The 18,033-nt window shown below is 33.0% G+C and carries 21 protein-coding genes; 19 read left to right on the top strand and 2 right to left on the bottom strand.

Annotated elements, in window-relative coordinates; genetic code table 11:
- Positions 1-180: 180 nt before the first annotated feature.
- The 10 genes from QZ357_RS09695 to yajC all read left to right on the top strand — a co-directional run bounded on the left by QZ357_RS09695 (position 181) and on the right by yajC (position 8,443).
- Positions 181-606: a C-GCAxxG-C-C family protein gene (locus QZ357_RS09695; protein ID WP_290776616.1), complete on the top strand. Its 426-nt coding sequence runs from the start codon at positions 181-183 to the stop codon at positions 604-606.
- A 210-nt stretch (positions 607-816) separates the two neighbouring features.
- Complete coding sequence (locus QZ357_RS09690; RefSeq protein ID WP_290776613.1) at positions 817-1,026, top strand: YabP/YqfC family sporulation protein; 210 nt, start codon at positions 817-819, stop codon at positions 1,024-1,026.
- Positions 1,027-1,039: 13 nt separating this feature from the next.
- Complete coding sequence (locus QZ357_RS09685) at positions 1,040-2,221, top strand: sporulation protein YqfD (RefSeq protein ID WP_290776611.1); 1,182 nt, start codon at positions 1,040-1,042, stop codon at positions 2,219-2,221.
- Positions 2,222-2,258: 37 nt separating this feature from the next.
- Positions 2,259-3,203, top strand: coding sequence for a PhoH family protein (locus tag QZ357_RS09680; protein WP_290776638.1), 945 nt, complete (start codon positions 2,259-2,261; stop codon positions 3,201-3,203).
- Positions 3,169-5,235 (top strand): HDIG domain-containing metalloprotein, encoded by a 2,067-nt coding sequence (locus QZ357_RS09675; RefSeq protein ID WP_290776608.1) that lies wholly within the window; start codon positions 3,169-3,171, stop codon positions 5,233-5,235. Before QZ357_RS09680 ends, QZ357_RS09675 begins: the two co-directional genes overlap by 35 nt.
- A 21-nt stretch (positions 5,236-5,256) precedes the next feature.
- Positions 5,257-5,718, top strand: a complete 462-nt coding sequence (gene ybeY, locus QZ357_RS09670) for an rRNA maturation RNase YbeY (RefSeq protein WP_290776605.1) — start codon at positions 5,257-5,259, stop codon at positions 5,716-5,718.
- Positions 5,719-5,727: 9 nt separating this feature from the next.
- Positions 5,728-6,102: a diacylglycerol kinase family protein gene (locus QZ357_RS09665; RefSeq protein WP_290776602.1), complete on the top strand. Its 375-nt coding sequence runs from the start codon at positions 5,728-5,730 to the stop codon at positions 6,100-6,102.
- A gap of 2 nt (positions 6,103-6,104) precedes the next feature.
- On the top strand, positions 6,105-7,013 hold the full coding sequence (era, locus tag QZ357_RS09660) for a GTPase Era (protein ID WP_290776599.1): 909 nt from the start codon (positions 6,105-6,107) through the stop codon (positions 7,011-7,013).
- Between the two features lie 3 nt (positions 7,014-7,016).
- A complete protein-coding gene (gene tgt / locus QZ357_RS09655) occupies positions 7,017-8,135 on the top strand; it encodes a tRNA guanosine(34) transglycosylase Tgt (RefSeq protein WP_290776597.1) in 1,119 nt (372 codons plus the stop codon).
- A gap of 23 nt (positions 8,136-8,158) precedes the next feature.
- On the top strand, positions 8,159-8,443 hold the full coding sequence (gene yajC, locus QZ357_RS09650) for a preprotein translocase subunit YajC (protein WP_290776594.1): 285 nt from the start codon (positions 8,159-8,161) through the stop codon (positions 8,441-8,443).
- Between the two features lie 26 nt (positions 8,444-8,469).
- Here yajC and QZ357_RS09645 read toward each other — a convergent pair whose 3' ends face one another.
- Positions 8,470-9,078, bottom strand: a complete 609-nt coding sequence (locus QZ357_RS09645; RefSeq protein ID WP_290776591.1) for a recombinase family protein — start codon at positions 9,076-9,078, stop codon at positions 8,470-8,472.
- 846 nt (positions 9,079-9,924) lie between these two features.
- Here QZ357_RS09645 and QZ357_RS09640 point away from each other — a divergent pair.
- Positions 9,925-10,479 carry a hypothetical protein gene (locus QZ357_RS09640; RefSeq protein ID WP_290776589.1) on the top strand — a complete coding sequence of 185 codons (555 nt, stop codon included), beginning with the start codon at positions 9,925-9,927 and terminating at the stop codon, positions 10,477-10,479.
- Between the two features lie 110 nt (positions 10,480-10,589).
- The gene (gene fliB / locus QZ357_RS09635) at positions 10,590-11,678 is read left to right on the top strand and encodes a flagellin lysine-N-methylase (protein WP_290776586.1); all 1,089 of its coding nucleotides are present in this window, start codon (positions 10,590-10,592) and stop codon (positions 11,676-11,678) included.
- A gap of 52 nt (positions 11,679-11,730) precedes the next feature.
- On the opposite strand, the gene QZ357_RS09630 is transcribed toward fliB, so the two are convergent.
- On the bottom strand, positions 11,731-12,390 hold the full coding sequence (locus QZ357_RS09630) for a Crp/Fnr family transcriptional regulator (RefSeq protein ID WP_290776583.1): 660 nt from the start codon (positions 12,388-12,390) through the stop codon (positions 11,731-11,733).
- A gap of 96 nt (positions 12,391-12,486) precedes the next feature.
- On the opposite strand from QZ357_RS09630, the gene QZ357_RS09625 reads away from it, so the two are divergent.
- The 7 genes from QZ357_RS09625 to QZ357_RS09595 form a co-directional block, all read left to right on the top strand.
- Complete coding sequence (locus QZ357_RS09625) at positions 12,487-13,188, top strand: 4Fe-4S binding protein (protein WP_290776580.1); 702 nt, start codon at positions 12,487-12,489, stop codon at positions 13,186-13,188.
- 217 nt (positions 13,189-13,405) lie between these two features.
- Entirely contained in the window at positions 13,406-13,948 is a 543-nt protein-coding gene (locus tag QZ357_RS09620; RefSeq protein WP_290776577.1) for a hypothetical protein, read from the top strand.
- Positions 13,949-14,437: 489 nt separating this feature from the next.
- Entirely contained in the window at positions 14,438-14,716 is a 279-nt protein-coding gene (locus QZ357_RS09615; RefSeq protein WP_290776574.1) for a ribosomal L7Ae/L30e/S12e/Gadd45 family protein, read from the top strand.
- Entirely contained in the window at positions 14,703-15,068 is a 366-nt protein-coding gene (gene rpsL / locus QZ357_RS09610; RefSeq protein ID WP_290776571.1) for a 30S ribosomal protein S12, read from the top strand. Before QZ357_RS09615 ends, rpsL begins: the two co-directional genes overlap by 14 nt.
- 123 nt (positions 15,069-15,191) lie before the next feature.
- The gene (gene rpsG / locus QZ357_RS09605) at positions 15,192-15,662 is read left to right on the top strand and encodes a 30S ribosomal protein S7 (RefSeq protein WP_290776568.1); all 471 of its coding nucleotides are present in this window, start codon (positions 15,192-15,194) and stop codon (positions 15,660-15,662) included.
- A 12-nt stretch (positions 15,663-15,674) separates the two neighbouring features.
- Entirely contained in the window at positions 15,675-17,741 is a 2,067-nt protein-coding gene (gene fusA, locus QZ357_RS09600) for an elongation factor G (protein ID WP_290776565.1), read from the top strand.
- A gap of 36 nt (positions 17,742-17,777) precedes the next feature.
- The coding region (locus QZ357_RS09595; RefSeq protein WP_290776562.1) for a GTP-binding protein at positions 17,778-18,033 on the top strand (256 nt) is incomplete at its 3' end.

Here is an 18,033-nt window from a genome sequence, read left to right as displayed (position 1 = left end):
TTGTCGTAAGGGAAAAAGATGATGCGGAAGGTGTGGAACGAATTGATATTGACGGTTTTTCTATTAAGCATGATTTTACAATGATATGGAGGAAAAACAGCAAGTATAAAAAATACTATTATGAAATATTTGAAAAATTTATGAAATAGTTGTAAAATATAATAAATAGGGAGGTATTTTATGGAACAATCAAGGGTAGATTTAGCTGTTGAAAAATTCAAGAACGGTTATAATTGTTCGCAGTCCGTAGTTTGTACATATTGTGATTTATTGGGTATGGATGAAGAAACGGCATTTGCAATGTCAGAAGCTTTCGGCAGCGGTATTGCAAGAATGCAGGCGACTTGCGGAAGCGTTTGCGGAATGATTATGCTTGCCGGTCTTAAGAACAGTGACAAGAATTTGGGAAAATCAAAAACCAAGATACAATCTTTGGCACTGGGGAAAGATTTGGCAGACAAGTTTAAGGAAAAAAATTCAACTGTAGTTTGCAAAGAACTCAAAAGTATCGGAACGGACAAACCTCCAATAAGAAGCTGTGAAGGATGTGTAAGAGACAGCGCTCTTATTGTCGAGAAATATTTGTTGAAAGATTTTTTTGAATAATAAAAACCTGAATTGAAAGAGTCGATATGTCGGCTCTTTTTATTTATTTTGATTAAATGTATTTTTATATATCGGTTTGCTATATTAACAAATATATATGAGGTGTTTCATAAAAGGATATTTAGTTCATATACATTTAACATGAAAAACTTTATTAACAACACCAAAGAAAAATTGACAAAATCTCTTCAGTTACCGGAGGAGATTTTGTTGGAAAAATTAAATATAGAAATAATGGGCAATGATAAAATGAACATTATAAATCACAAAGGAATTATTTTTTACAGCCCCGAAAATATAAGAATAAACACTACTTCCGGGCTTTTATCTATAAACGGTAAAAACCTGATGCTTTCTACTCTTATAAGTGAGGAGCTTATTATAGACGGGGAAATTTTATCTATTGAGTATATTATTTGATTAGGAGTATGTCATGCTGATTTTAAGATTTTATCATTATTTTATGGGATATTGCTTGATTGAAGTAAAAGGACTTAATCCCGAGAAGTTTATCAATCTCGTTAATCATAATAATATATCCGTATGGGATATAGAAAAAAAAGATAAGACTACAATAACATTTAAAGTTATGATTGGCGATGTGAAAGTTACTGAGAAGATTGCAAAGAGGGCCCAGTATATACTGAGTATAAAAAGGGAATACGGAAATAAAATGTTTCTTAAGTCACTAAAAAAAAGAAAAGTTTTTATTTTTAGTGCCTTTTTAATTTCTTTGATAATTTTTGCTTTTTCATTTTTTATATGGGATATTGAAATTTCAGGAGGCAGCAGGATAGATACAACCGATATTATTTCGACATTGGAAGATGCGGGGTTTAAGGAGGGGTGCTATAAATACGGTATAGACAAAAAGGAAATATCAAAAGTTCTTTTAAACACTTATCGAGACTTGAGTGATGTCACTATAGAATATTACGGGACCAAGGCAAAAATAGAGTTAATAGAAAAAAATACGCCCATAAAAAAGTTCGATAAATCAAAAGCTGTAAATTTGGTTGCGGGCAAAAGCGGAAAAATTCAGAGTATAATAGCTTACAACGGTATAAAAAAGGTAAAAAAAGGCGATAAAGTAAAAAAAGGAGATCTTTTGATAAGCGGTAAGATAGGGTATGAAGATAAAGACGGAGACATGAAGTATTATCATATACATGCCATGGGAGATGTGTTCATTGAAAGCAGCTATGTATTTAAAGATATAATAATAAACCCGTATATAATAGACAGTGAAGAAGAATACGAAGAAGAAAAGAGCTATTCCTTTAAGAGTAGAAGGATAAACTATAAAAAAATCGTTTCGGGTAAAAACCATATTGCGGTGAGAGAAGAAAAAAGAAGATGTAAGTTACTTTTTATTCCTCTTCCTATGGAGCAAACACGTACAAAATGGTATAATATAGACAATTTAGTAAAAAAAGACAAAAAACAGATAGAAAATGAAGTAATAGAGCAGTTAAATAAAAGACAAAATATTGACAAAGATAACATAATTGATATATATTTAACTATTGATACGTTAGAAAATAACTATTACAGTATTACCGCAAAGGTAAAATTAAAGGAAAATATTGTTGAAGAAAAACAAATAAAAGTTTAAGGAGATTATATTGGAAAAATTTACCGATACATTAGGTATGCCGAGTGATATAACGGAAAGCGTAAATTTATTCGGAAGCAATGACAAATATATTATTTTAACCGAAAAACATTTTAATGTTAAAATAACTTTAAGAAACGGCGTTATAAACATAACGGGAGAAGACAGGAAAAGTGTGTTAAAAGCCAAAAAATTATTAAACTGTATGGTAAAGAGGGTAGAAGACAACTCTCTGATTAATGATCAGGCGTATAATTATTTGTTGAACTTGATAGAAGAAGATAAAAAAGATATAGACAAGTATGAACATATAATATGTTATACATTCAAGGGAAAGCCCATAAAAACAAAAACTATAGGTCAGAGTGCATTTATAAATGCAACAAGAAAAAACGATATTGTATTTTCCATAGGACCTGCGGGTACGGGGAAAACTTACTTAGCCGTAGCTTTGGCGGTCAAGGCTTTAAAGAGCGGTGATGTTTCCAGAATAATCCTTACAAGACCTGCTGTTGAGGCAGGGGAAAGTTTAGGATTTCTTCCGGGGGATTTAAAGGAAAAGATAGATCCTTATTTGAAACCTTTGTATGATGCTCTTTTTGATATAATGGGAAGTGAAGCGTACGAGAGGAATGTAAGCAGAGGCAACATCGAAATTGCTCCTTTGGCTTACATGAGAGGGCGAACTTTGAATAATTCTTTCATAATACTGGACGAAGCTCAAAACACGACCAGGGAACAGATGAAGATGTTTTTGACCAGGCTTGGAGAAGGTTCCAAAGCTGTGGTGACGGGTGATATTACTCAGGTGGATTTACCAAGCGGTAAAAAGTCCGGGCTTATATATTCTGAGAGAATATTAAATAAAGTTGAAGGAGTAGACTTTGTGCATTTGACGAAGAAAGATGTTGTAAGAAATCCGTTGGTACAAAGAATAATAGAAGCATATGAAACATACGAAACAAAAAAGCAAAGAGACTAATATTTCAATATTCTTTGAAAATATGAAAACAAATAAAAAAGTTAAGATATCAATCGCCATATCATTTTTTGTTTTGGCTTTTATCTTAACTTTTATAAGCGCTATACCCAAAAGGTATGATGTACAGGCAGGACAAGTTGCCGGAGAAGATATAATTGCGCCGAGAAAAATTGTAAACACTAAGCTTACCAACAACTTAAAAGACCAAGCTGTGGCACAAACTCCGAACGTATACGATTATATTCCGGGTACAAAAGATTCTGTTGTTGCAAATATCAACAATCTTTTTGAAGAGCTTGAAGATATTAACAAAAAGAATTTAAATGAAAAAAACATTCAAATATATAACAGTAAATCGGGTATAGACCTTACAAAGAGCACGTATGAGACTCTTTTGAATGAAGATTCTGAGAGTGTGAAAAATATACAAAAAGAGATAGTATCATATGTAGGTAATCTTTATAAAGATGAAATAGTATCCGATAAGATGGACGGGTACTATAAAAAAATAAACACCTACTTCAGAAACTCTTCTTTTAACAGAGAAATAAGTGATGCCTGTATAAACATAACAAAGGGTGCTTTGAAGGCAAATATGGTACTTAACGAAGATGCCACAAGTCAAGCCAAGTTAAATGCAAAAAACGCAGTTGAAGATATTGTTTATGAACCTGGAGAAGTTATTATAAAAAAAGGAGATATAATAACAGAGAATCAAATTGATGTTTTAAAAGAGGGGTTGATGATCAGAAGCGGTGTTTTTGATGATTATAAAACCATAATAGGTTTGGCATCTATGATTATTATGCTCATGATAATATATACCGTTTATTTAAGAACATTTCATAATGATATATATAACAATAATAAATTGCTTGCACTTATAGCAAGTCAGTTTTTGCTCATGATTATTCTTTCTCAAATAACAAGCTTATTTAATATATATTTAATACCTATATCAATTATGAGTATGACTTTGTGTATATTGATAGGGCCGAGAATTGCGATTAACACAAATGTATTTATGACTTTATTTTTGGCTGTTACGCTGGATATAAATACGGAGGCATTGTTGTTTCTTCTTCTTTCTGGTTTTGTCGGTATACTTTATATGCAAAGAGTTCAAGAGAGAAGCAAAATATATAAAGCTGCTTTGATAGTAAGTGTTTCTAATATGATAATAGTATTGATTTACAGTATACTCAGAAATACATTGGGGCTTAGTATGGTATATAATATCGTTTATGCCGGTATAAACGGTATTCTTTCTGGGATGATTTCTGTCGGTATGATGTTGTTTTGGGAATATTTGTTTAATATACTTACTCCGTTTAAACTATTGGAATTGTCAAGTCCGACAAACGAGCTTATGAGAAAGCTTATAAGCGGTGCTCCGGGAACTTATCATCACTGTCTTTTGGTAGGGAATTTAGCGCAGGAAGCCTGCAGTGAAATAGGAGCTAACGGACTTTTGGCAAGAGTCGGCGCATATTATCATGATATAGGAAAGAGCGAAAAGCCTTTATTTTTCAGTGAAAACCAGCAAAAAGGCAATAATCCGCACGATCATTTGGATCCCAATGTATCGGTAAGGATAATAAAAAATCATGTCAGTGACGGTGTATACCTTGCCAATAAATATAAATTGCCAGAGGAAATAATTGATTTTATAAAGACACATCACGGTAATACGCTCATTCAATATTTTTATTATAAAGAAAAAGAAAAAGGTGTGGAGCCTGATTTGAAAGCATATTCATATGACGGACCTAGACCTACCACGATAGAAACTTCCGTGGTTTTACTTGCGGACGGTGTTGAAGCTGCTGTTAAAAGCATGGATACCAGCGATAAAGAAAAGATACGTGAGATGATAGATAAGATAGTATCAAAGAAAATTACGGAACATCAGTTGGATAACTCACCTTTGAAAATGAAAGATATCGATACGATCAAAAAGACGTTTTTCAGAGTCCTTACTGGTGTATATCATGAGAGGGTTCAATATCCCGGACAGGAAAAAAACAATTAATTTAATTATGAGGTAACGGTTATGACAGAGGTTGAAGTATTATTTGATAACAGAAGTAAAAATGAAATTAGTAAAGAAACATATGATAAAATTGAAAATGCCATAGAAAAGACTCTTGAGTATGAGGATTTTAAAGAATCTTCGCAGGTGAGCGTGTCTTTGGTGGACGCTGAGGAAATAAAAAAACTCAACAAGTCTTACAGAAATGTCGACAAGGTTACGGATGTTTTATCTTTTCCGATGGATTTTGAAGAGGACTTTAAAGATGAAGTGGTAATACTAGGGGATGTTGTGCTATGTGTCGATAAGGCGGTGGAGCAGGCAAAAGAATACGGGCACAGTATTGACAGAGAAGTTATATATCTTACCGTACATTCTATTTTACATCTTTTGGGATATGATCATATGGAGGAAGATGAAAAGAAAGAAATGCGTTTTCATGAAGAAGAAGTAATGAAAATATTGAATTTATCCAGAGATTAAGGAGTTATTATGATTGGACATTTAAAAAGATTATTTAAGAGTTTTAAATATGCATTTCATGGAGTTGAATATAATTTTAAGACTCAGCAAAATTTCAAAATACATTGCACATGTGCGGTTATTGCGGTAATAGGAGCGTTGCTGTTGCATTTTTCCTATTATGAGTGGTTGGTTTTGGCATTTACAATATTTCTTGTGATAATATTGGAAGCGGTTAATACAGCCATAGAAGAAGCCGTTAACTGTGCGACGAAGGAAATGAACGAGAATGCCAAAAGAGCCAAGGATTCTGCTGCTTGTGCGGTTTTAATAGGTGCCTTTATGTCTTTGGTGATAGGTGCGGTTTTATATATACCTAAAATAATTAATTTGATATGGGGTTAAATATGAATAATAATTTTAAAAGCGGATTTATATCAGTAGTGGGGAGAACGAATGTAGGTAAGTCTACCTTGCTTAATTTATTGATAGGACAAAAGATATCTATAATTTCAAACAGACCTCAAACGACACGAAATAATATAAGATGTATAAGAACTACAGATACATCGCAAATGGTTTTTATAGATACTCCGGGGTTTCATAAGCCTAAAAGTAAATTGTCAGATTATATGGTGGAAGTTGCGGGAGAATCTTTTAAAGAGGTTGATTTAATTCTTTTTTTAGTTGAAGAAGATTTGGAAATCGGCAGAGGTGATGGATTTTTACTTGAGAAGTTAAGTAAAGAAAGTACACCTGTGGTTCTTGTTATAAATAAAATAGATAAGATAAATAAAGAGGATATTCTAACGAAGATAAAACTATACGAAAAATATGATTTTATAAAGGATATAGTTCCTATAAGTGCATTTAAAGGGGAAAATATCGATACCCTTGTTGATGTAATAGAAAAGTATCTTCCAGTGGGACCGATGTATTTTCCAGAAGATATGGTTACCGACAGAAGCGAAAGATTTGTTGTAAGCGAAATTATACGTGAAAAAATACTAAGGTCACTAAAAGAAGAAATCCCTCACGGAACAGCAGTGGAAATAATGTTGATGAAAAAGAGGGAAGACAAAAATTTGTATGATATTGAAGCCAATATATACACCGAAAGAGAAAATCATAAAAGAATAATTATCGGTAAAGGCGGAAATATGCTTAAAAGAGTAGGCTCTTTGGCAAGAAAAGAAATAGAAGAGATGCTTGGTGCAAAGGTAAATTTAAAATTATGGGTAAAAGTAAGAGATGAGTGGAGAGATAAACCAAGCGTGTTAAATTCACTCGGATACAATAAGAAGGATGAACTTTAATATATGAGTGCTATAAAATATGAATTAATAAAAGAAGATAAAAGAAGCGGAGCGAGGGTTGGTAAAATCATAACCCCACATGGAGAAATACCAACTCCTATATTTATGCCTGTCGGAACAAGAGCGACGGTTAAAGCAATGCTTCCGGAAAGTTTGAAAGAAATAAATGCAAAAATCATACTCGGAAATACATATCATTTATATTTAAGACCCGGAGATGATATTGTGAAAAAGGCGGGCGGTCTTCACAGGTTTATGAATTGGGATAGACCAATACTTACGGACAGCGGCGGATTTCAGGTGTTTTCGTTAAGTAAAACCAATGATATAACCGAAGAAGGAGTTACATTCAGAAGTCATATTGACGGAAGCAAGCACTTTATAACTCCTGAGAAATCTATGGAAATTCAAAATAATTTAGGTTCGGATATTATGATGGCTTTCGATGAATGTGTGTATTACGGTGCGGATAAGAATTATACGAAAGAATCTATGGAAATGACGACAAGATGGGCCAAGAGATGTAAAGCCGCACATAAGAACACCGATAGACAGGGGCTTTTTGGTATTGTTCAAGGAGGAATGTATAAAGATCTTAGAAAAGAATCCGCAAAGCAATTGGTTGATTTGGATTTTCCCGGATATGCCCTTGGAGGACTCAGTGTGGGAGAGCCTATGGATGTAATGTTTGATCTTTTGCATTATACGACACCTCTTCTTCCAAAGAACAAACCTAGATATCTTATGGGGGTTGGCAGTCCCGATGCTCTTTTGGAAGGCGTTCAAAGCGGTATAGATATGTTTGATTGTGTGCTTCAAACGAGAATGGCGAGAAACGGAACCGCACTTACAAGCAAGGGGAGAGTAACTTTAAAAAATGCAAAATATAAAGAAGACTTTACGCCTTTGGATCACAAGTGTGACTGTTATGTTTGCAGAAATTACACAAGAGCATATTTGAGGCATTTGGTAATTTGCAAAGAAATTTTGGCAAGTATGTTGGTAAGTTATCATAATCTGTATTTTACATTGAAACTCATGGAGAATATCAGAAAGTCTATTATGGAAGATAGATTTTTGGAATTTAAGAATGAGTTTGAAGAGGAATATGGTATAAAATAAATATTTATTTAAGGAGAGTAGTAATGTTAACACAATTTATAACAATAGGTGTTTTGCTTGTTTTGATGGTTGGGATAACATGGTTTGTTTCAATTAAACCGCAGCAAAAAAGGTTTAAAGCTCATCAACAATTATTAGACGATTTGAAGTGCGGTGATAAGGTAATGACTGCCGGCGGATTTATCGGTAAAATAGCCGAAGTGGAAGAAGACTATGTTATTTTGGCTCTTGATCCCGACGGTGTTAAAGCGAAGATAAACAAGCAATCAATCGTGTCGAATATGACGAATAGTCAAGATATTGATTAAAAGACGCTTTTTAAGCGTCTTTTTTATTAAGAAAACAGGTCTCCGCAGACCATTCTTTCTGTCCATCGTATAAAAGTTTGGTATGAAACATTGAGGCGTTTTGCAGCTTTTCGTGAAGAAATGCTTCCGTTTTGCCACAAGTCGTATAGGTCGAAAAATTCATTCGGGATTGTAAGTCTCGGTCGACCGAATTTGCCTCCTCTTTCCTGTGCTGCCCATATTCCTTCCATTTGTCTTTGTTTGATGTTTTCTCTTTCTGATTGTGCAACGTAGCTTAAAAGCTGCAGTACTATATCTGCAATTAATGTTCCGGTAAGATCTCTTCCTTCTCTGGTATCAAGTAAAGGCATATCTATAACAACTATATCTATATGTCTTTCCTTTGTCAGAGATCTCCATTGTTCTAAAATCTCGTCGTAATTTCTGCCGAGCCTGTCAATGCTTTTTACAACCAAAACATCTCCCTTTTTCATCTTTCGCAGAAGCTTTTTGTAATTTGGTCTGTTAAAATCCTTTCCGCTGAATTTGTCGACCACAACGTTTTTTTCTTCGACAGGAAAATTTTTCATTGCTTCAAATTGTCTGGCAACGTTTTGGTCCTTTGTTGAAACTCTTACATAATCGTAGATTTTCATAAAAATAATACCTCCGTTTTTTTATTTTTCCTAATAAAAGGAAATATATTTTTTATTCTAAAGGTATATATTTCTATGTTTGGATTTTTAATTATACATTGAATAAATTTACATATAATATAAGGTTTATTTAATTTTAAGCGTTCTTTGTAGATGTATAATATGCATATATTCTAACCTTTGAGAAGATTTCCTTTATCCGAATAATAGGGTTTATGGCAAATAATATAACGAGTATCTTTTAATTTATGCATATTAGTGTATATAAATTTAGAATTGTGTTGTTTTGATAATCATAAAACAGAAAAGTATGTCATTGTTAATGAGTATAAAATAACTGTTATGTAAATGTTCAGATATTATTTGAAAATATTTTTTGATTGATTTAGAGAAAAAGATAGTTTTTCGTATAACAGAAATTACAAATTATATTAAGAAAACAGATGTGATATCCTTATTGGATTTTCTTGGTTGATTTGAGTAGGTATTATAGATGTTTAGAGGCAGTGAAAATTCGGTAATTATTTTTTGATTTCACATTTGTTTGTTGGGAATGAATATGAGATAAAAAGAAAGTGACAGCATGAATGATTATAAGAATGCATAAATAGCATACGGGGAATATCGAATAGGCGGTGAATACTTTATATAATATTCTTTGTGAGATGATAAAATAAAATTTATAGCGGATAATGTAAAAATAACTTTAAAAAACTTGACAGATATGTTTTAATTAGTAATATTGATTTACGATAGATTCTTATATTGCCTTAGGGAAGATAATTCTTTGAGGGGATTATAAGAGGTAGATGAAAAATATATGATAGATAAAATGAGGAGGATAATATGATAAAGGGGTTAAAGAGAATATTTGTTATCTTATTTTTAAGTATATTTATGACTACATTGTTACCTGGGATAAACGATGTGGATAAAGGATATGAGTATTCTACAATGGGGAGTGTTTATGCCGCTTCAAAGTCTGTAAAGATAGGAGCTCCAAAAGGGCTTAAGGCAACTGCGGGCAGCAAAAAAGTAAGTGTTTCTTACAAGAATGTTAAAGGTGCAAAGAAATACGAGATATATCGTTCGACTAAAAAGACAAAAGGATATAAGAAGATTAAAACCACGACTTCTTCTAAATATACCGATAAGAAAGTAAGTGTAAACAAAAAGTATTATTATAAAGTAAGAAGTGTAGGAATCAAAAATAAAAAGAGTTCTTTTTCAAAACCTGTTCTTTCGGGGAAAGTAAAGAAGAGTTCTTCAAGTATTGTATATATAACCAAAACGGGGAAAAAGTATCATAAAAGAAAAAGTTGTGTTCAAAAACCCATAAAAACGTCTTTATCAAAGGCGAAAAAAATGAAATATACTCACTGTAAAAAATGTTACAGATAATACATAAATAGAGCTTAACCTTGAATTGTGTTTAGTGTTTTAAACTCATGCATTAAAAGAGAGAGTGTGAGAGTGATTTTGTTTTAAATTTGTTTTATGTAGGAGGTTTTATGTTTTATACGGTTCCCGATTATTATGATAAGTTTTATTGTCTGGCCGATAAATGTCCGGCAACATGTTGTGCCGGGTGGCAGATTGTGATAGATGAAGAATCGTTAAAAAAGTACATTGAAAGAAAGGATATTTTGGGACAAAGGCTTAAAAAGTCCATCGATTTTGATAACGGGATATTTAAGCAGTTTGGTGGTAGATGTGCTTTTTTAAATGAGGAAAATCTTTGTGACATACATATTGAAGCGGGAAAGGATATGATGTGTGAAACCTGCAGAAATTATCCTAAACATATTGAGGTTTATGATGATGAAAAAGAAATCTCGCTTATGCTTTCATGTCCGGTGGTTTCGAAAATCATACTGGAAAATAAGGATATCGTAAGATTTGTTACAAAAGAAGATAAGAAGAATGAAGCGGCAGAGGAAGATGATTTCGATATATTTTTATATTCCGCTTTATTGGAAAGTCGTAAAGTTATTTTCAGTGTTATTCAAAACAGAAAAGAGGATATTTATCTCAGAATGAGAAAGGCGTTGATTCTTTCTTATCATATACAAAAATGCATTGACAATAATAATATTTTTAATATTGAAAATGTATTGGAAGATTTTATCCATAAGAAGTATCCTTTATCGCTTTTTGATACCTTTGAAACTAAGCCGAACAAAGAAAAGGTTTTGGAATTACTGAGACTTTTGGGTAAGTTGGAAGTTATGGATGATAGATGGCAAAAGGATTTGAATATTTGGGAAGATACTATAGTCGGTTTGTCAGATAAGGATTTTGATAAAAATGCCCTTTCGGAAACTGTATTGGAACAAATACTTGTATATTTTGTGTTTGCTTATTGTACAAAAGCCGTATATGATTATGATTTCTTTTCAAAAATAAAATTTTCCGTTATAAGCACGATAGTATGGGAGAGTATATGTAAGGCAGAAAAGATATTGATTTTGAAAAGCGGAAATAATCAATATTTTAAAGATAAGATTTTGGAGATTGCTTGGAGGTTTTCCAGAGAGTTGGAGCATTCCGATATTAATATAGAGAAAATGGAAGAGCTCATACAAGGAGTAGATTTGTAAATATGTTAAAATAAATGATGAGAATAAACAGGCTGTTTGTTTTACAGTCTGTTTATTTTAATAATCTGAAGTTATTTTTGTTAAACTCTATTATTCCTTCTTTTTGCAGTTTTGAAAGTTCTCTTGACAGAGCGCTTCTGTCTACGGCAAGAAAATCCGCAAGTTCCTGCCTCGAGAATGGTATTGTAAAGCTTTGTTTTTTATTTTGAGCTGCTTGATTTGAGAGAAATGAAAGTATTTTTTCTTTCGTTGAGCGCTTCGATAAATATTCTATTTTTCTGTTTAGTACAAAAGTTTTGTTCGCCATTATGTTAAGCAGGTTTTGTAAAAAAATGATATTATGATTTTGTATGTCATTTGTTTTATTGGTATTATTTATATTCATAAGCAGAACTTTTGAATCAGTATCGGAAATCACGCTTACGTTTAGAGGGGTATCCTGTAAAAAGGTGAATATCTCCGCGAAGATTTCTCCGGGTTCTATTACGGAAATAATGTTTTGATTTCCCCAAAAATCCTCATTTACTATTTTTATCTTGCCTTCCAATACAATTCCGAATTTGTTTATATTATCGCCTTTATGATATATATAGTTATTTTTTGAGAATGTTTTTATTGTTCCATTCGATGATGATATGATATCTTTGATTTCCTTTTTATAAAGACTTTTAAATATTGGATATGGTTTGATATTATCTAAAATTTTATTCATTTTTTTCTCCTGTTGTTGCATTTGCAACGTTATTATTGTTTGTATTATATTAAAATACATTAATAAAAGCAAAGGATTATTTGGAGGAAGATTATAATGATAAGAAAAATAATAAAAATAGATGATGAAAAATGTAACGGATGCGGACTTTGTGCCAAGGCTTGCCATGAAGGAGCCATAGAAATGATAAACGGCAAGGCCAGATTGATGAGAGACGATTATTGTGACGGTTTGGGGGATTGTTTGCCTGTGTGCCCTACGAATGCCATATCTTTTGAAGAAAGAGAAGCTTTGCCGTACGATGAAAAAGCCGTAATAGAAAATCAGAAAAACAAAAAAGCTCCTTTGGCATGCGGTTGTCCGGGGAGTAATTCAAAAAGAATAGTAAGAAGTGAAATTAAAACAGGCGATACTTCTTTTGATGTAAAAAGTCAGCTTTTTCAGTGGCCTGTGCAGATAAAGCTTGCACCTGTCAATGCAGATTATTTTGACGGGGCGAAGTTGCTTATTGCAGCTGATTGCAGTGCATATGCTTACGGGAATTTTCATAATGAATTTATAAAAGAGCACATCACCCTTATAGGATGCCCAAAACTGGATGATACAGATTACAGTGAGAAGCTTGGGGAAATAATAAAAAGAAACGATATTAAGAGTGTGACTGTTACGAGAATGGAAGTTCCGTGTTGTGGAGGAATAGAGTCTGCGGTTAAGACAGCTATACAAAAAAGCGGTAAAATGATTCCTTGGCAGGTGATTACAATATCTACAGAGGGAGAAATAACAGACAGAATATAAAAGAGCGTAAAAGCTCTTTTTTATATATTTCCATAATTATATAAATCATTAAAATATTAAAGGTTGTTATTTAAGATGAGATTGTTGATAGGCGTTTTGCAGGCATTGATTCTTTTAATATAACCGTAATAGTTCAAACTTTATGTGTTCTATTGTGATAATTTGTCTTTTATGATAAAATTATAAATTATTATGCGTGTTAATGAGGAGAAGGTCAATGAGAAGAAGAAAATCAAAAAAGAGTTTTGTAGTAGGATTAATTGCTTTTTTTATATTAATGGGACTTCTCATTGGTGGGGTGATGTTTTTTATTTTAAATATAGGAAATGTAAGTACTGCCAATTCATCGCCTGTAAATAACACTCAAGACAGCGAAGATGGCGGTTTGTTTTCCGGGTTGTTTAAGAAAGAAAAGGAAGATGTTTTTAGGGATAAGAAAATCTTTATTGAGAATATAAATGATAAGGACACCTTTAAAAAAGGAGAGATAATCAATTTAAACATAAGAGCAAAAGATATATTTGAAGACGGTAATACATCTGTTTTTATAGGGCTTTACAATAAAAACAAAAATGAAAATGTTTTTGATAAAACAATAGACAATGTTACGGGAGAAATAAGTGAAGCTATTCGTATCGACACCGGGAGTTTGAGTCCCGGGGAATACTATATAGATGCAATTATAAGCGACACGACAAAGGATGACATTGATTTGCTCGATAACGGATGTGTATACAGTGTCACTGTTTTAATAAAATAATTTTAAAGGCTGCATGGATATTGTTCGTGCAGTCTTTTTTTATTTAATCAAATCAAGTTATAAATTACATTTATTTGTTAAATTTTTACAAAATATCTCAAGTAAATTGTATAAACTTTTTACGGGGTGGTAACATGAAGAAGATTTTAGGATGTTTTGTTATTTTATTTTGTATTTTGAATTTCATTTTTGGCGGGATAAACGTTTATTTGTGTATGGGAAACAGCGACATGCAAAGTATAAATTATGTATTTATGGCTTTTTTTGCATTAAGCGTCATATTTACCTTTATATGTATAAAAAAATATGTAAAATTCTAGAAAAAGCTGGATTATTTCCTTTAAATGGTATAAAATATATTGCGTAAGTGTTTTTATTATACGAAGTTTTTTTGATGTGTAAAAAAATATTTGAAATGTTGATTTTTATTGACATTGAAAGGTTTTTTTGTTACACTTTTTAGGCTAACTGTGAGAAGGAGTTGTAAAAATGCTTGATGAAATATCAAAAGCTCAGTATCTGGTAGGTACAAAACAGACTTTAAAAGCTGTTGAACAGCACAGGGCTTCAAAGGTTTTTGTAGCTAAAGACACAGATGAAGCAATAAAGAACAAGGTAATAAAAACCTGTAAAAAGAATCATGTGGCAATAGAAGAAGTGGACAAAAAAGAAGAATTGGGCAAAGCATGCAACATAAGCCTTTCGGCAGCTGTTGCTTGTATATTAAAAAACGAGGAAGGAGGAATAAGGTTTAATGCCAACAGTTAATCAATTAGTTAGAAAAGGAAGAAAAGACTTAGTTTACAAAACTAAATCTCCTGCTCTTAAATCTAACCCTCAAAAAAGAGGAGTGTGCACAGTTGTAAGAACTGCTACACCTAAAAAACCTAACTCAGCTATGAGAAAGATTGCCAGAGTAAGACTTGTTAACGGTATGGAAGTAACTGCTTACATTCCAGGTATAGGTCATAACTTGCAAGAACACAGCGTTGTTATGGTTAAAGGTGGTAGAGTAAAAGACTTACCAGGTGTACGTTATAAGATTATTAGAGGAGCACTTGATACTCAAGGAGTTGCTGACAGAAAACAATCTAGAAGTAAATACGGTGCTAAGAAATAATTTATAATGTGTTAAAACTATAAGGCAAGCCTTATACCTATATACGTGATATATAGAGCACAACGATAAATTAAAGTTATCGAGTACCAATGAAAAAATTTAAATTATTAGGAGGGAAGTACAGTGCCAAGAAAAGGTCCAGTACCAAAGAGAGAGGTGCTACCTGATCCGATGTATAATTCAGTTTTGGTAACTAAGTTACTTAACAATGTTATGCTTGACGGGAAAAAAGGTGTAGCACAAAAAATTGTTTACGGTGCATTTGACATCGTAGCTGAAAAAACAGGAAAAGAACCATTAGAAGCTTTTGAAGAAGCTTTAAATAACATTATGCCTTCACTTGAAGTTAAAGCCAGAAGAGTTGGTGGTGCAACATACCAAGTTCCAATGGATATAAGACCTGAAAGAAGACAAACATTAGGTCTTAGATGGCTTGTAACTTATACAAGAGCAAGAGGCGAAAAAACAATGAAAGAAAGATTGGCTGCTGAAATTATTGATGCTATCAATAATACGGGAGCTTCAGTTAAAAAGAAAGACGATACTCATAGAATGGCAGAAGCTAATAAAGCTTTCGCACATTTTAAATGGTAAGGTGAATAAAAGATGGCTAGAGAGTTTAGTTTAGATAAAGTAAGAAATATCGGAATTATGGCTCATATCGATGCTGGTAAAACCACTACTACAGAAAGAATCTTGTACTATACAGGAAAGATCCACAAGATTGGGGAAACTCATGAAGGTGGGGCGCAAATGGACTGGATGGAACAAGAGCAGGAAAGAGGTATTACAATTACCTCTGCCGCTACAACATGTCATTGGAAAGGTCATGAAATCAACATTATCGATACTCCCGGACACGTTGACTTTACGGTAGAAGTTCAACGTTCACTAAGAGTACTTGACGGATCTGTTGCCGTTTTCTGTGCTAAAGGCGGGGTTGAACCTCAAAGTGAAACAGTATGGAGACAAGCAGATAAATACAATGTACCAAGAATCGCTTTCGTAAATAAAATGGATATTATGGGAGCGGACTTCTATAATGTTGTAAACATGATAAGTGAAAGACTTGGAGCAAATCCTGTTCCTATTCAATTACCTATCGGTAAAGAAGAAGATTTTGTCGGTATTATCGACTTGGTAAAAATGAAAGCTTTCATTTACAACGATGATGAAGGAAACGATATTTCAGAAGAAGAAATTCCTGCTGATATGGCAGATAAAGCTGAAGAATACAGAGAAAAATTACTGGAAGAAATTTCGGTAAACAGCGAAGAAATAATGGAAAAATATCTTGAAGGTGAAGAAATTTCTGAAAAAGAAATTATCGCGGCTTTAAGACAAGGTGTTTTAAATCTTGACTTTATTCCTGTTCTTTGCGGTACGGCATTTAAAAACAAGGGTGTTCAAATGTTAATAGACGCTATTGTTAATTTGATGCCTTCACCACTTGATGTACCTGCTATGATAGGGCATGATCCTAAAACAGGTGAAGAAATGGAAAGACATCCAAGTGATGACGAACCATTCTCTGCATTGGCATTTAAAATTATGTCTGACCCATTTGTTGGTAAACTAGCGTTTACAAGGGTATATTCAGGAACTCTTAACAGTGGTTCTTATGTATACAATTCAACAAAAGGTAAGAAAGAAAGAGTTGGACGTATTTTAAGAATGCATGCCAACGACAGAAAACAAATAGATGAAATAAGAACAGGTGACATAGTAGCTATTGTTGGTTTAAAAGATACAACAACAGGGGATACACTATGTGCTGAAAATGCACCTGTACTTCTTGAATCGATAGAATTCCCGGATCCTGTTATCTCGGTAGCTATTGAACCAAAAACTAAAGCAGGACAAGAAAAAATGATTGCGGCTTTAGTAAAATTAGCAGAAGAAGACCCTACATTCAGATTCAAAACAGATGAAGAAACAGGTCAGACAATTATAGAAGGTATGGGTGAACTTCATCTTGAAATTATCGTTGACAGACTTCTTAGGGAATTTAAAGTAGAAGCTAATGTAGGAAAACCTCAGGTTGCATTTAAAGAAACAATTACCAAACCTGCAAGATCTGATTATAAATATGCTAAACAATCAGGTGGTAGAGGTCAATACGGTCATGTTGTTATTGAAATCGAACCTAACGAAGAAGGCAAAGGATATGAATTTGTCAGCGAAATCGTTGGGGGTGCTATTCCTAAGGAATACATCGAGCCTGTAAGCAAAGGTATCCAAGGAGCTATGGAAAACGGTATAGTTGCAGGATACGAAGTATTAGATGTAAAAGTAAGATTGGTTGACGGTTCTTATCATGATGTCGACTCATCTGAAATGGCATTTAAATTAGCCGGATCTATGGCATTCAAAGAAGCTATGGCAAAAGCCGGTCCGGTATTGGTTGAACCTATATTTAAAATCGAAGTTGTTGTTCCTGAAGAATATTTGGGAGATGTTATGGGTGACTTAACTTCAAGAAGAGGTAAGATTGAAGGTATGGAACTTAATAACGGGGTTCAAACTTTGAGAGGTTTTGTACCATTATCTGAAATGTTCCAATATACAACTGACTTAAGAAGTAAGACTCAAGGTAGAGGAACTCACACATTGACTTTCTCTCATTATGAGGCAGCACCTCAAAGTATGTTGGATAAACTTAAAAATGAATAATTAAATATATTTTATAATTAAGGAGAAATAAAAAAAATGGCAAGAGAAAAATATGAAAGAACCAAACCACATGTTAATATCGGAACAATCGGTCACGTTGACCACGGTAAAACGACATTAACAGCAGCAATTACAAAAGTTTTACACGAAAGACTTGGAACAGGTGATGCAGTAGCATTCGAAAACATCGATAAAGCACCTGAAGAAAGAGAAAGAGGTATTACAATTTCAACAGCTCACGTTGAATATGAAACAGAAACAAGACACTACGCTCACGTAGACTGCCCAGGAC

The sequence above is a fragment of the Anaerofustis sp. genome (assembly GCF_019420015.1).
Classification (GTDB): domain Bacteria; phylum Bacillota; class Clostridia; order Eubacteriales; family Anaerofustaceae; genus Anaerofustis.
The sequence above is the reverse complement of the archived record's forward strand: the minus strand, read 5'-3'. Positions and strand labels throughout refer to the sequence as shown.

Bases quoted from the DNA above. Each gene is read 5' to 3' on its own strand.
- QZ357_RS09615 (WP_290776574.1), top strand. From the start codon at position 14,438: ATGCTTGATGAAATATCAAAAGCTCAGTATCTGGTAGGTACAAAACAG.
- fusA (WP_290776565.1), top strand. From the start codon at position 15,675: ATGGCTAGAGAGTTTAGTTTAGATAAAGTAAGAAATATCGGAATTATG.
- QZ357_RS09625 (WP_290776580.1), top strand. From the start codon at position 12,487: ATGATAAGAAAAATAATAAAAATAGATGATGAAAAATGTAACGGATGC.
- QZ357_RS09680 (WP_290776638.1), top strand. From the start codon at position 2,259: ATGCCGAGTGATATAACGGAAAGCGTAAATTTATTCGGAAGCAATGAC.
- fliB (WP_290776586.1), top strand. From the start codon at position 10,590: ATGTTTTATACGGTTCCCGATTATTATGATAAGTTTTATTGTCTGGCC.
- QZ357_RS09640 (WP_290776589.1), top strand. From the start codon at position 9,925: ATGATAAAGGGGTTAAAGAGAATATTTGTTATCTTATTTTTAAGTATA.
- QZ357_RS09620 (WP_290776577.1), top strand. From the start codon at position 13,406: ATGAGAAGAAGAAAATCAAAAAAGAGTTTTGTAGTAGGATTAATTGCT.
- QZ357_RS09665 (WP_290776602.1), top strand. From the start codon at position 5,728: ATGATTGGACATTTAAAAAGATTATTTAAGAGTTTTAAATATGCATTT.
- tgt (WP_290776597.1), top strand. From the start codon at position 7,017: ATGAGTGCTATAAAATATGAATTAATAAAAGAAGATAAAAGAAGCGGA.
- QZ357_RS09675 (WP_290776608.1), top strand. From the start codon at position 3,169: ATGAAACATACGAAACAAAAAAGCAAAGAGACTAATATTTCAATATTC.
- QZ357_RS09685 (WP_290776611.1), top strand. From the start codon at position 1,040: ATGCTGATTTTAAGATTTTATCATTATTTTATGGGATATTGCTTGATT.
- ybeY (WP_290776605.1), top strand. From the start codon at position 5,257: ATGACAGAGGTTGAAGTATTATTTGATAACAGAAGTAAAAATGAAATT.
- QZ357_RS09695 (WP_290776616.1), top strand. From the start codon at position 181: ATGGAACAATCAAGGGTAGATTTAGCTGTTGAAAAATTCAAGAACGGT.
- QZ357_RS09630 (WP_290776583.1), bottom strand. From the start codon at position 12,390: ATGAATAAAATTTTAGATAATATCAAACCATATCCAATATTTAAAAGT.
- rpsL (WP_290776571.1), top strand. From the start codon at position 14,703: ATGCCAACAGTTAATCAATTAGTTAGAAAAGGAAGAAAAGACTTAGTT.
- yajC (WP_290776594.1), top strand. From the start codon at position 8,159: ATGTTAACACAATTTATAACAATAGGTGTTTTGCTTGTTTTGATGGTT.
- era (WP_290776599.1), top strand. From the start codon at position 6,105: ATGAATAATAATTTTAAAAGCGGATTTATATCAGTAGTGGGGAGAACG.
- QZ357_RS09645 (WP_290776591.1), bottom strand. From the start codon at position 9,078: ATGAAAATCTACGATTATGTAAGAGTTTCAACAAAGGACCAAAACGTT.